The organism is Anaerosalibacter massiliensis (assembly GCF_024623155.1).
GTDB classification, from domain to species: domain Bacteria; phylum Bacillota; class Clostridia; order Tissierellales; family Sporanaerobacteraceae; genus Anaerosalibacter; species Anaerosalibacter massiliensis.
The window spans coordinates 446,459-459,598 of the sequence record NZ_JANJZL010000001.1 but is presented as its reverse complement, the minus strand read 5'-3'; the positions used below and the strand labels follow the sequence as shown (position 1 = coordinate 459,598).

General features: G+C 30.2%; 13 protein-coding genes. 12 read left to right on the top strand and 1 reads right to left on the bottom strand.

Going from position 1 to position 13,140, the window contains the following annotated elements; translation table 11 throughout:
- The first annotated feature begins 111 nt into the window (after positions 1-111).
- The 5 genes from NSA23_RS02615 (at position 112) to NSA23_RS02595 (ending at position 4,740) form a co-directional block, all read left to right on the top strand.
- The gene (locus NSA23_RS02615) at positions 112-942 is read left to right on the top strand and encodes an ABC transporter substrate-binding protein (protein ID WP_042681279.1); all 831 of its coding nucleotides are present in this window, start codon (positions 112-114) and stop codon (positions 940-942) included.
- Between the two features lie 45 nt (positions 943-987).
- Positions 988-1,668: an amino acid ABC transporter permease gene (locus NSA23_RS02610; protein WP_042681281.1), complete on the top strand. Its 681-nt coding sequence runs from the start codon at positions 988-990 to the stop codon at positions 1,666-1,668.
- Complete coding sequence (locus NSA23_RS02605) at positions 1,661-2,386, top strand: amino acid ABC transporter ATP-binding protein (protein WP_042681283.1); 726 nt, start codon at positions 1,661-1,663, stop codon at positions 2,384-2,386. The genes NSA23_RS02610 and NSA23_RS02605 overlap by 8 nt, the downstream gene beginning before the upstream one ends.
- 111 nt (positions 2,387-2,497) lie before the next feature.
- On the top strand, positions 2,498-3,223 hold the full coding sequence (locus NSA23_RS02600; RefSeq protein ID WP_042681285.1) for a phosphatase: 726 nt from the start codon (positions 2,498-2,500) through the stop codon (positions 3,221-3,223).
- Positions 3,224-3,381: 158 nt separating this feature from the next.
- Complete coding sequence (locus tag NSA23_RS02595) at positions 3,382-4,740, top strand: Na+/H+ antiporter NhaC family protein (RefSeq protein ID WP_042681287.1); 1,359 nt, start codon at positions 3,382-3,384, stop codon at positions 4,738-4,740.
- A 69-nt stretch (positions 4,741-4,809) separates the two neighbouring features.
- On the opposite strand, the gene NSA23_RS02590 is transcribed toward NSA23_RS02595, so the two are convergent.
- Positions 4,810-5,409, bottom strand: coding sequence for a DsbA family oxidoreductase (locus NSA23_RS02590; RefSeq protein WP_042681289.1), 600 nt, complete (start codon positions 5,407-5,409; stop codon positions 4,810-4,812).
- Positions 5,410-6,005: 596 nt separating this feature from the next.
- Here NSA23_RS02590 and NSA23_RS02585 point away from each other — a divergent pair.
- The 7 genes from NSA23_RS02585 to NSA23_RS02560 all read left to right on the top strand — a co-directional run bounded on the left by NSA23_RS02585 (position 6,006) and on the right by NSA23_RS02560 (position 13,070).
- Positions 6,006-7,490, top strand: coding sequence for a sigma-54-dependent Fis family transcriptional regulator (locus tag NSA23_RS02585; RefSeq protein WP_050069784.1), 1,485 nt, complete (start codon positions 6,006-6,008; stop codon positions 7,488-7,490).
- Between the two features lie 337 nt (positions 7,491-7,827).
- A complete protein-coding gene (prdC, locus tag NSA23_RS02580) occupies positions 7,828-9,111 on the top strand; it encodes a proline reductase-associated electron transfer protein PrdC (RefSeq protein WP_187116658.1) in 1,284 nt (427 codons plus the stop codon).
- 16 nt (positions 9,112-9,127) lie between these two features.
- The gene (gene prdA / locus NSA23_RS02575; RefSeq protein ID WP_042681292.1) at positions 9,128-10,987 is read left to right on the top strand and encodes a D-proline reductase (dithiol) proprotein PrdA; all 1,860 of its coding nucleotides are present in this window, start codon (positions 9,128-9,130) and stop codon (positions 10,985-10,987) included.
- 12 nt (positions 10,988-10,999) lie between these two features.
- Positions 11,000-11,197, top strand: a complete 198-nt coding sequence (locus NSA23_RS02570) for a CBO2463/CBO2479 domain-containing protein (RefSeq protein ID WP_050069785.1) — start codon at positions 11,000-11,002, stop codon at positions 11,195-11,197.
- 19 nt (positions 11,198-11,216) lie between these two features.
- Positions 11,217-11,666 carry a glycine/sarcosine/betaine reductase selenoprotein B family protein gene (locus NSA23_RS16810; protein ID WP_042681294.1) on the top strand — a complete coding sequence of 150 codons (450 nt, stop codon included), beginning with the start codon at positions 11,217-11,219 and terminating at the stop codon, positions 11,664-11,666.
- Between the two features lie 21 nt (positions 11,667-11,687).
- Positions 11,688-11,939, top strand: coding sequence for a proline reductase (locus tag NSA23_RS16805; protein ID WP_042681296.1), 252 nt, complete (start codon positions 11,688-11,690; stop codon positions 11,937-11,939).
- Between the two features lie 123 nt (positions 11,940-12,062).
- Positions 12,063-13,070 carry a proline racemase gene (locus NSA23_RS02560; RefSeq protein ID WP_222704774.1) on the top strand — a complete coding sequence of 336 codons (1,008 nt, stop codon included), beginning with the start codon at positions 12,063-12,065 and terminating at the stop codon, positions 13,068-13,070.
- Positions 13,071-13,140 lie beyond the last annotated feature (70 nt).

The following is a 13,140-nucleotide window of genomic DNA, read 5'->3' as shown; positions in this document are numbered from 1 at the left end:
TCTTTAAAAGATAAAAAAATATTTATGTATTTTTAAATAATATATTGCAATATTATTCATTTTGGCTTATAATATTAAATTATAATATAAATATCATGGGAGGAATATTAAATGAAAAAAATTAGTAATTATATAGCTTTAATTATGGTTGTTTTATTGTTATCGATAAGTTTAGTAGGTTGTAGTGGTTCGAAAGATGTTTCTACAAAAAATAAATCTAAGTCAAATTTAGAAAAAATTAAAGAATCAGGGAAGATAGTTTTAGGAACTTGTGCTGATTATCCACCTTATGAATTTCATAAACAAATTGATGGGAAAGATGAAATAGTAGGATTTGATATTGAAGTTGCTAAGGAAATTGCAAAAGATTTAGGTGTAGAACTTGAAATAAAAGATATGGATTTTAAAGGGCTTTTATCAGCATTACAAACTGGAAATGTTGATTTTATTGTAGCAGGAATGAATCCTACTCCAGAAAGAAAAGAGAGTGTGGATTTTTCAAAAATATACTATGCATCTGAACATGGACTGTTAATCAGAGCAGAAGATAAAGAAAAATATAAATCCATTGATGACTTAAATGGCATGAAAGTTGGAGCTCAAAAAGGTACTATTCAGGAGGAAATAGTTCAGGATAAAATTAAAAACCCACAAGCTAAAGCCTTAGGTAAAATTACCGATCTAACTCTAGAATTAAAAAATAAAAAAATCGATGGAGTAGCTTTAGCAATTCCTGTAGCTGAATCTTATGCAGAAGCAAATTCTGACCTTATTGTTTCGCCTTATATAGACTTTGGAAAAGAAGGAGACGGAGTTGCAATAGCAGTTAAAAAAGGTGAAAAAGAATTAGTAGATGCTATGAACAAAACAATAGATAAAATGACAAAGGAAAAACTTATTGAAAAATTCTTAAAAGATGCTACAGCTCTTTCAGAAGAATAGAATTAGTTCTATAGAATGTATCTGATATACTAGGAGGTTTAGAAATTGGATTTTAGTTTTTTAAAAAATTATTATATGTTTTTTTTAGAAGGAGCAAAGATAACTTTATTATTAGCTATACTTACAATATTTTTCGGTGTAATATTTGGAATATTATTAGCCTTAATGAGAATATCACATAACCCTATATTGAAAACTATATCAGCTGCATATATAGAATTTATAAGGGGTACACCTATAATGGTTCAATTATTTATAGTTTATTATGGATTATCATTTATAGGAATAACATTTCCTGATATAAATGTTTTAGGTAGCAGTTTTCCTGATTTAATGGCAGGAGTTACAGCTTTATCTATAAACAGTGCTGCATATGTAGCAGAAATAGTTCGTGCAGGAATTCAAGCTGTAGATAAGGGGCAAATGGAAGCTTCAAGATCTTTAGGTTTAACCTATTTTATGTCTATGAAAAGTATTATATTGCCTCAAGCCATAAAGAATGTACTCCCTGCCCTAGGGAATGAATTTATTGCAATTATTAAAGAATCATCTATAGTTTCAATAATTGGAATACATGAATTAATGTATAATACAGATATGGTAAGAGGAAATACATTTAAACCCTTTGAGCCACTGATAGTTACTGCAGGCATATATTTTATTATTACCTTTAGTTTGTCTACAATTGTAAGGACTCTTGAAAGGAGATTGAAAACAAGTGATTAAAGTAATTGATTTGCATAAGAATTTTAAGAATTTACATGTATTAAAGGGAATAAATCTAAATGTTTCTAAGGGAGAGGTTGTAGTAATAATAGGTCCTAGTGGCTCAGGAAAAAGCACTTTATTAAGATGTTTAAATAAATTAGAAGAATCAAACAGCGGTGAAATACTTTTTAAAGATATTTCAGTAACTAACTGTAAAAATGGTATAAATAAAATAAGGCAAGATATGGGGATGGTTTTTCAAAACTTCAATCTGTTTCCCCATATGACTGTTTTAGAAAATATTACTCTTGCTCCTATTAAGATAAAGAAAATGGATAAAAAACAGGCTGAAGATATAGGGTTTAAGCTTCTTGGAAGAGTAGGTTTATCTGATAAGGCAAATAGCTATCCTAATCAACTTTCGGGAGGACAAAAACAGAGAGTTGCTATAGCTAGAGCTTTGGCCATGTCGCCAGATTTAATGCTTTTTGATGAACCTACATCTGCCCTTGATCCTGAAATGGTAGGAGAAGTATTGGAAGTAATGAAGCAATTAGCTGCTGAAGGAATGACTATGATAATAGTGACTCATGAAATGACATTCGCTAGACAAGTAGCAGATAGAGTTATATTTATGGATGACGGTGTTATTTTAGAAGAAGGTAGTCCAGAAGAATTTTTTACAAATCCTAAAAACCAAAGAGCACAGGATTTTTTAAAAAGAGTTGTCAATTAAAAATTTTTATAAGAAATACCCCTAAAATAGGGGTTTTATTTTTTATATGTTATTATAATATATGATATATGTTATAATTGCATGTGTGGATATAGAAAGGAGCAAAATTTAATGAAATTATTATTAGATATGCACAATCATACAATAGCAAGTGGCCATGCATATAGCACTGTTCAAGAAATAGCAGCAGAAGCCTATAAAAAAGGTTTGAAATATTTAGGAATAACAGATCATGGTCCTGAAATGCCGGGAGGACCTCATATTTTTCATATAGGTAATCTTAAAGTTATACCAGAAAAAATCAATGGAGTAGAGATATTAAAAGGTGTAGAGGCAAATATTCTAAATCAAGAGGGAAAATTAGATATACCAGAAAAACTATTGAAAGATCTAGATATAGTAATTGCTTCACTACATGATGCTTGTATAGAACCTTATGATTTAGAGGGAAATACAAAAGCCCTTTTAAATACTATGGAAAATAAATATGTAGATATAATAGGACACCCAGGGAATCCAGTATTCCCAATTGATAAAGAAAAATTTGTTTTAGGAGCAAAAAGGACAAATACTTTAATAGAAATTAATAATAGCTCCTTTTTAAAAAGTAGAAAAGGTAGTGAAGAAAATTGCTACGAGATAGCTAAATTGTGTAAAAAACATAGAACACCAATAATTGTAAACAGCGATAGTCATATTTCTTTTGATACAGGAAAATTTGATAAGGCAATTGAATTATTAGAGGATATTGAAATGCCAGAAGAACTAATTATAAATACTTCTACTGATAAATTTATAAGTTATTTAAAGAACAAGGGAAAGACTAGATTTCTTTAAAAACTTTAAGATAAAATTACTTCCTCGCGTAAAATTGGAGGGAGTTTTTTATTACAATATAGCATTGAAGATAGCACTAATATAGAATACAATTATAATATGAAAAATATTTTATATTTAATAAAAAGGTAATATAAATATTATTAAGGGGGAATATAATGGATGAGATTAAGGTGGAAAGCAATGGAAAGGCACTTATTCCTTTTATAATTTTTGTAGCCATTTATTTAGCAAGTGGTATCATACTCCAATCTCAAGGAGTTGAAATGGCTTTTTATCAATTGCCAGGACCGGTAGCGGTAATGATAGGTATAATTATAGCATTTATAATGTTTAAAGGATCTATTGATGAAAAATTTAACACCTTAGTAAAAGGATGTGGTGATGAGAATATAATTATTATGTGTATTATCTACTTATTAGCTGGAGCTTTTTCATCAGTTTCTCAAGCTATGGGTGGAGTAGATTCTACAGTTAATCTAGGTCTTAAACTTATTCCAGCCAAATATGTTACAGCAGGGATTTTTATAATTGCAGGCTTTATATCTACATCTACAGGAACTTCTGTAGGAACTATAGTAGCTGTAGGTCCAATTGCAGTAGGATTGGCTGAGAAAGCAGGGTTAAATCTACCACTAGTAATAGCTGCTCTTATAGGAGGAGCTATGTTTGGTGACAATTTATCAATAATATCTGATACAACAATAGCAGCAACAAGAACTCAAGATGTAGAGATGAAAGATAAATTTAGATTAAATATTATAATTGCACTGCCAGCAGCTATAATTACAATAATTTTATTATTAATATTTGGACAACCAACTACTATTTCAACAGTTGGAGATTATTCATTCAATATAATTAAGGTATTGCCATATTTATTTGTACTAATAGCGGCATTAGTTGGGGTTAATGTATTTGTTGTATTGACAGGTGGAATTGTGTTTTCAGGAATTATTGGTATTGTATATGGAGAATTAGGGATATTGACTTTTGCTCAGGAGATTTTTAATGGATTTGAGGGAATGTTTGATATTTTCCTATTGTCTATGTTAACAGGAGGTTTAGCCTTCATGGTTATAAAAGAAGGAGGCCTACAATGGATTCTTGATAAAATTCAAGGGAGGATTAAAGGTAGAAAATCTGCTGAAGTAGGTATTGCGGCTTTAATTAGTCTTATAGATGCAGCTACAGCAAATAATACAGTAGCTATAATAATATCTGGATCTATTGCAAAAGAAATTTCTAAAGAATATAAGGTAGATCCTAGAAGGACTGCTTCTTTATTAGATTCTTTTTCTTGTGTAATGCAAGGTATGATTCCTTATGGGGCACAACTATTAATAGCTGTAAGTTTTACTAAAGGTTTAGTAAATCCAATAGAAATAATACCACTTTTATGGTACCAACAATTATTAGCATTAGCTGCTATAATATCGATATTTATCCCATTTGCAGATGGAATAATTAAAAGAAATCCATGGGATTTTCAAAATAATAAGGTGATGGAAAAATAAATATATAAAAGGTGAAATAGTACTTTGTCAGCTATATGACAAGGTACTATTTTTAGATATATATATTTTTTACTCTGCCTCAAGAATTGCATCTTTAATCCTTTTATATTTTCGTATATTAATTATTTTTGTCTCATCATTAATTAAGAAAGTGGGAACTTCTTCTATATTGTATTTATCTACTAGCTCATAAGCTATTTTTAATTTTTCATCATATTTTCCACTATCAATATTCCTATTCATTTCTTCTACATCTAAACCAACCTTTTTTCCAATATCATTAATAATACTTTCTTCCCCTATATTTTTTATATCTACAAATGCTGTTTTAAATACTTCCCTTGAGAAGACACTGTACTTATGTACACTTTTGGCATATTCTCTAGCCAGAAGGGCCCTATGAGAGTTGAATTTTATATTTACATTTTCATTAAAAGAAATATTATAAGGGCTACCATATTTTCCTAATGTTTTAAACATTTTTATAGTTTTGTCTTTAGAAAAAATATCATATAGATTTCTACCTTCAAAAGGAATTTCAGGGTATTGTTCATAAGGAATCCATTCTATAAAAAAATTAACTCCATCTTTTTTAAGTTGTTCTACTATACCAGTAGCTATAAAACAAAAAGGGCAATTAAAATCAAAAAAAACTTTTACATTAGTCATAATATACCTCCTAAAAATAATCTGTATTAAATATACCCTTATTTGTTTTTGCTATTCATATATTAGAGTAAGGTTTCTTAAGAATTAAGAAATTTCATACTAGAAAATTTATGGGCTTGGCACATATATTGCAATTAATAAAAGATAGTGTTTTAATAATTAATAAATTTCTTATATCTACCTATATACATTGTGTTAAATTAGACACTTAACAATTCAAAATAATTTAGATTTCACCCAATAACTAATCTAAAAGAATAATAATACAAATTCGCTAATTTTTTATGGCAAGTAAAACATAAGTTATATGAACCATTGTTATAATTATATCAATAATTTCATAATACCTGATCTTTAAATAAACTTTAAAATTCCAATAAAATTATTTTATTTGAATATTTCTAAATATTTTTATTGGATATTCAAAATGGGGGGATGAAATAGTGATAAAGTTATCTAATAAAAAGCTTGAAGAAGTTATGATACCAATTGATAAAATAAAAGTTGAAGATAACAATTTATATGAAAAAATTAAGTGAGGTAAAGGTTATATTATCTTAGATTCAGGTGAATCTATCTGGAAATGTGTAAATATAATGAAAGAAGAAAATCAAGATAAAATATTAATAAGTAAAAATAATAAAATTGTAGGTATAATAAATTGGGAGCTTATGATTTATCTTCTTCACAATACATTAAAGCAAAGTTCTTTAGCATTTAAATATATTTTTGATAATATTCAAGAAGCAGTATGTGTTATTGATAATAAAGGTAAGGTAGTTATATGGAACAATAATGCTGAAAAATTATACAATATACCTAAAACAGATATTTTGGAAAAACAGCTAGATGAGTTTTTTCCAAATGCTATAAATATGGATGTATTGAAAACTAAAAAAATTATAGAGAATGTTTATCATACGCCAAGAAAAGGATGTAATATAGTTATTAGTGCAGCTCCAATATTTTTGAATAATGAACTTATAGGTGTTGTAAGTACAGACAAAGATGTTACTGAAATGGAGAGACTTTCAACAGAACTGAAAGATGCTACTAGAAAAGTAAAATGTTTAGAAAGAGAATTGGAAAAGCTATCTAGTAAAGAACATAAATTTGTCATGGGGAAAAGTAAAATAATACAGCATAAGATGAAAAAAGCAAATCTTGCAGCAAAGAGTAATGCATCTATATTAATATTAGGGGAAAGTGGCACTGGAAAAGAAGTATTTGCAAGGAATATACATGAAGTTAGTTGTGTTGAAGGAAAATTTGTTCCTGTTAATTGTAGTGCTATACCATCTGAGTTATTTGAAAGTGAATTTTTCGGGTATGAGGCAGGTGCTTTTACTGGTGCTAGCAAGAAAGGTAAAGCAGGATATTTTGAACTTGCTAAAAATGGAACATTATTTTTGGATGAAATAGGAGAGCTTCCAATGTCTATGCAGTCTAAGTTATTGAGAGCTATACAGGAAAATAGGATAAAAAGGCTAGGATCAGAAAAGTATATACCTGTAAATACAAGAATAGTTTCTGCAACTAATCAAAATTTAGAAAAACTTATAAAAGAAAAAAAGTTTCGAATGGATTTATATTATCGTTTAAATGTAATTGATATAGAGTTACCACCTTTGAGAGAAAGACAGGAAGATATAATTTTATTTGTTAATTTCTTTTTAAAAAAGTTTAATAAGGAATATAATAAAAAAATATTAGGAATAGATAAAGACTTAGTTAATATTTTAAATTCATATAGATGGCCAGGAAATATAAGAGAATTAAGAAATGTAATGGAACAGATGGTTGTATTGTGTAGTGATAGAGTTATAACTAAAGATATGATTCCAGAATACATAATAGAGGATACAAAAACTTATAATATTAAGAAGTTCCTTAATAAAAATTGCAACGAAGAAATAGGATTAAGGGAAATACTAAAAAATTATGAAAAGTATTTAATAGACAAAGCATTAGAGGAGGAAGATGGAAATATTGTTAAAGCAGCAAACAGATTAAAAATTCCAAGAAGTACTTTACACTATAAATTAAATAATTATAATGATGATGTCAAGAACTTGACTTAAATAAAGTTTGTATAATATTATTAAAACTATATAATTGATGAATATTCTGATTTAGTAATAAGTCAGTATTGAGAGCTAATTTACTTAAAAACGCAGGGTTGATATATATCAATCCTGCGTTTTTAAATGACTAATTTATAAATATTAAAAAACCAAATGTCAAGAAGTTGACAATCAAGTCAACTTCTTGACATTTGGTTTATCCATATAAAGTAAACTAATACATTATTTATAGCAAATATTGGATGGAAAGGTTATAAAATCATATAAAAATACATTGGCATATGTTTTGCAATTAAATATAGTGTCGCTAATTTTGAAAAAAGGAGGTGAAATTATGAACGTAAAAATATATTTAAGACAACATGTTGGAGTAGCATCTACACCTACAGTTGAAGAAAATGAAGAAGTCTTGAGAGGTCAACTTATTGCAAAACCTAAAGGGTTAGGCAGCAATATACATTCAAGTGTGCATGGGGTAGTTAAGAAAGTATCAAAGGATTTTATTGAAATTGATGGATTTGATAAACAAAATGAAGAGTTTGTCAAAATCAAGGAAACAGATAATTACCTAGAGGCTATTAAGGAAGCTGGTGTAGTTGGTGCTGGCGGTGCTGGGTTTCCAACTCATGTAAAACTTGATACATCATTAAAGGGTGGATATGTTATAGCAAATGCTGCAGAATGTGAGCCTACATTAGAACACAATATGAAACTATTAGAAGAAGATCCTGAGGTTGTAATCAGAGGGTTAAAATATGTGATGAAAATAACAAATGCTTCAAAGGCTTTTATTGTGATAAAACCTAAAAATAAAAAAGCCATGATAAGTATAGCTAGAAAAATTAAGGAAAACAGGAAAATAGAAATTAAATTTTTACCAGACCTTTATCCATCGGGAGATGAAAGAGTAATACTAAGGGAGGTTTTAGGAGTTGAATTAGAGCCTGGAAAACTTCCTCTTGAAGCCAATGCTGTTGTATGTAATGTTGAAACTCTTAAAAATATAACTTTAGCCATAGAAGACAGAAAGCCTGTTATTGAAAAGGATATTACTATAGGTGGAAAAATTGAAGGAGCAAAAAATGGAAAAGTTTTCTTGAATGTGCCAATAGGAGTATCGACAGAAAGTATGATAAACAAAACAGGGGAGGTTATAAAACCTTATGGAGAAATTATTATGGGTGGAGCTTTTACAGGATCCCGTGGCAATCTTAATTCTACAATAACAAAAACTACAGGAGGTATTGCCATAACAGAGTCTTTTCCTACAGCAAAAACAAGTTTTGGAATTTTAGCTTGTGAATGCGGGGCACAGGAGGAAAGACTTGAAGAAATAGCTGCTGAAATGGGTGGAGAAGTAGTAGCAAGTACTAAATGTGCTCGAATGGTAAAGGTTGGTAATCAATACAAATGTGAAAAACCTGGAGTATGTCCTGGCCAAGCTAAGAAAATTTTAGAATTAAAAAAGAATGGTGCAAAAGCTGTGTTAGTTGGAACATGTCAGGATTGAACTAATACTGTTGCAGATGTAGCTCCTAGGTTAGGAGTTCCAGTTTATCACAGTACAGACCATATTGTAAGGGCATTTGGGTTAAATTTATATAGAAAAATTAAGTAGACATAGGAGGGATATAATGGCAATAACTGCTGAAGAGGCAAGGGAGCATAAAGATGAATTTGCTATAACTTGCTGCAGGTTTGAGGCTGGTGAGGAGATTAAACCATCAAACTTAGAAGATCCTAATATTGTACCTGATCTAGAAGACTCAGGACTTTTAGAAATACCAGAAAATTGTCTTAAAATAGGTGAAGTATTAGGTGCAAAACTTAAGGTTACAGTTGACGCTTTAACACCTCTTACACCAGATTTAGTCGAAGGGCTAAAAGAAACTGTGGCAGAAAAGAAGGAAGAAGTAGAAGAATCTTTCAAAGAAAAAGAAGTTGAAGAAAGAGTTGTTCCAATAAAGGGAATAAGAGACTCAGAGTATGTAAGAATTCATATAGGAGAAGGAAAGGATATAAATTTAGATATTCCTGTCTGTATTAGTCAAGGATTTGGAGCAGATACAAAATCAGAAAATATAGTGAAAGATTCAGCATTAGAGCTTAAAGAAGATAGTGATGAAGATAAAATAATAAGAACTTTAACTCGTAAGCATTTCGAAATAGATGAAGTTAAATTTGGGGATGAGACTAAAATACAAGGTACAACACTCTATATACGAGAAAATATAGTAGAGGAAGCAATAGATAGTCAAGATTTAGTAACTAATATAGAATTAGATATTATAACTCCTGATAGGTATGGAGAGTATAGCAACACTATAATGGATGTTCAACCTATTGCAGTAAAAGAAGAAGGAGGACTAGGTGAGGGAATAACTAGAGTAATTGATGGAGCAGTAGTTGTAGTTACAGGTACAGATGAAAAAGGCGTTCAAATTGGAGAATTTGGTTCTTCAGAAGGAGAAATTGATAGAAATGTTTTATTTAATAGGCCGGGATCTCCAGATGATGGAGATATACTAATTAAGACAAATGTTACTATTAAAGAAGGAAAGAATATGGAAAGACCTGGTCCAATGGCAGCTCATAGAGCTACAGATGTTATAACCCAAGAAATAAGAGAAGTATTAAAAAAAGCTGACGAAGAACTTATTGTAAATGAGGAAGAATTTGTACAAAAACATAGAGCTAAAAGGAAGAAAGTTGTTATAGTGAAGGAAATTATGGGGCAAGGTGCTATGCATGATAATTTCATAATGCCAGATGAGCCAGTAGGTACTCTAGGAGCAAAAGCAAATGTAGACTTAGGAAATGTGCCAATTGTTGTAACTCCTTTACAAATATTAGATGGCTGTATTCATGCTCTAACTTGTATAGGACCTGCATCAAAAGAGACATCTAGACATTATTTTAGAGAACCATTAGTTCTTGAAACAATGAATGATGAGGATATTGATTTATTAGCAGTTGTTTTAGTTGGTTCTCCTCAAGCAAATAATGAGAAATTCTATGTTTCTAGATTATTAGGTACAACAGTAGAGGCAATGAATGTAGATGGTGCAATAGTTACTACTGAAGGGTTTGGAAATAACCATATAGATTTTGCAAGTCATATAGAAGAAATAGGAAAAAGAGATATTCCAGTAGTTGGAATGACATTCTCAGGAGTGCAAGGTGAGTTAGTTGTTGGAAATAAATATATGGATGCGATGATAGATTTAAACAAATCAAGGCAAGGTATAGAAAATGAAATTTTAAGTAACAATTGTCTCACTAAAGAAGATGCAAAAAGGGCTTTAGCTATGTTGAAAGCTAAAATGGCTGGAGAAACAATAAAAAAAGCAGAACGAAAATGGAGCTCTGATATAAAAATGAACAACATAGCTTTAATTGAAAAAGCTACAGGAGAAAAAATTGAATTAGAACCAAATGAAACATTACTTAAAATGAGTGAAAAGCGTAAAAAAATATATGAGAAAGATAAATAGTAGGTGGAAATATTGAAAGAAGAAAGTTTTATAAATCAAAATTATTTTCAAGGAAAAATAACAGATATAAGTGATGGTGGTGTAAAAATAGAATTTTTTGGTCGCTTAGGAAGTATAAGAATTCCTAAGAGGATGTTAATCAGTAAAGAAGAACCTAAAATTGGTTCGGAGGTAGGATTTATGATGACTTACCCAGAGGTTTTAGAATGAGGTAAAAGGAGGTTTTAAAGTGGATTCTATAATAAAAAATTTGCAGTCAGAAGTTTATGTTCCAATAACTCCAGATCCTATATGGACACCTATAACTAAAGAATTAAGTGAAATGACTATTGCTTTAGTAACATGTGCAGGAGTACATTTAAAATCAGATAAAAGATTTAATCTTGCTGGAGATACAGGGTTCAGAAAAGTGCCAGGAGATGTTGAGAGTGATGATTTAATGGTATCTCATGGTGGTTATGATAATAGTGATGTAAACAAAGATATTAATTGTATGTTTCCAATTGATAGAATTAGAGAGCTTGCTAAAGAAGGCTTCATAAAAAGCATAGCACCAATTAATTTTGGAGTTATGGGTGGCGGTGGTGATATAGAAGCTTTCACCAATGAAACGGGACCTAAAATTGCTAAATTATTAGGGGAAGAGAAGGTAGATGCAGTTATATTAACTGCAGGATGAGGAACTTGTCACCGCTCTGCCGTGATTCTGCAGAGAGCAATAGAAGATAGTGGAATTCCTACAGTATTGATAGCAGCTTTACCACCAGTGGCAAGGCAGAATGGATCTCCTAGAATTGTATCGCCAAAAGTACCAATGGGTGCAAATGCTGGGGAACCAAATAATATTGAGATGCAAACAAATATTGTTAGAGATACTTTAGAACAATTAATTAAAATAGAAACGCCAGGAACAATCGTTCCTCTTCCATATGAGTATGAAGCAAAAGTATAAAAAATTAAATCACCTCCCAAACATTTGGGAGGTGGGTTTAAAAGTGAATATAGCAAAAATAGTTTACTGAAGAATCAGAATATAGAAAATTTTTAAATAATTGGAATAGAAGGGGGTTAAAAAATGAGTGTAATTATGAAAAGAATTAATGCTATAGATTCCCATACCATGGGTGAGCCTACAAGGGTAGTAGTTGGTGGAGTGCCTAAAATTCTAGGAAAAACAATGGCTGAAAAGAAAAAATATTTGCAAAAAAATATGGATGAACTTAGAACATCTTTAATGTTAGAACCAAGGGGACATAATGATATGTTTGGATCTGTAATTATTGAGCCTATCAACGATGAAGCAGATTTTGGAGTTATATTCATGGATAGTGGCGGATATTTAAATATGTGCGGACATGGATCCATTGGAACCATAACTGTAGCTGTTGAAACAGGTATTGTTGAGGCAAAAGAACCTTATACGGAAGTAATAATGGATACGCCAGCTGGTATAGTTAAGGGAATAGCTAAGGTAGAAGATAGTATGGTAAAGGAAGTATCTGTAGAAAATGTTCCAGCATTTCATTATAAAGAAGATGTAAAAATAGAGGTTCCAGAAGTTGGAGAAATAACATTAGATATATCTTTTGGTGGAAGTTTTTTTGCAATAGTCAATGCAAAGGATTTAGGCATAAAAGTAAAACCAGAAAATAGTACAAAATTACTTGAGCTAGGGTTAAAAATAAGGGATATAGTTAATGAAGAAATAGAAATACAACATCCTATTTTAAAACATATAAATACTGTTGATTTGGTTGAAATATATGATGAAGCAACTAATCCAAAGGCTGATGCCAAAAATGTTGTTGTATTTGGTCAAGCACAAGTTGACAGATCTCCATGTGGTACAGGTACATGTGCTAAAATGGCTACTTTATATTCTAAAGGAAATATGAAAAAGGGAGAAACATTTATATATGAAAGTATACTAGGCACAATGTTTAAAGGTAGAATATTAGCTACTACTAAAGTTGGAAACTATGATGCCATTATACCAGAAATAACAGGTGCAGCCTTTATATCAGGTTATAACCAATATGTTATTGATCCACATGATCCACTAAAAGATGGTTTTATTCTCTAAATTATAACATTGTTTGTTAAACAAATATCCAATTTAAAGGAAAGTGCTGGTCGCATAACAGAATTATATT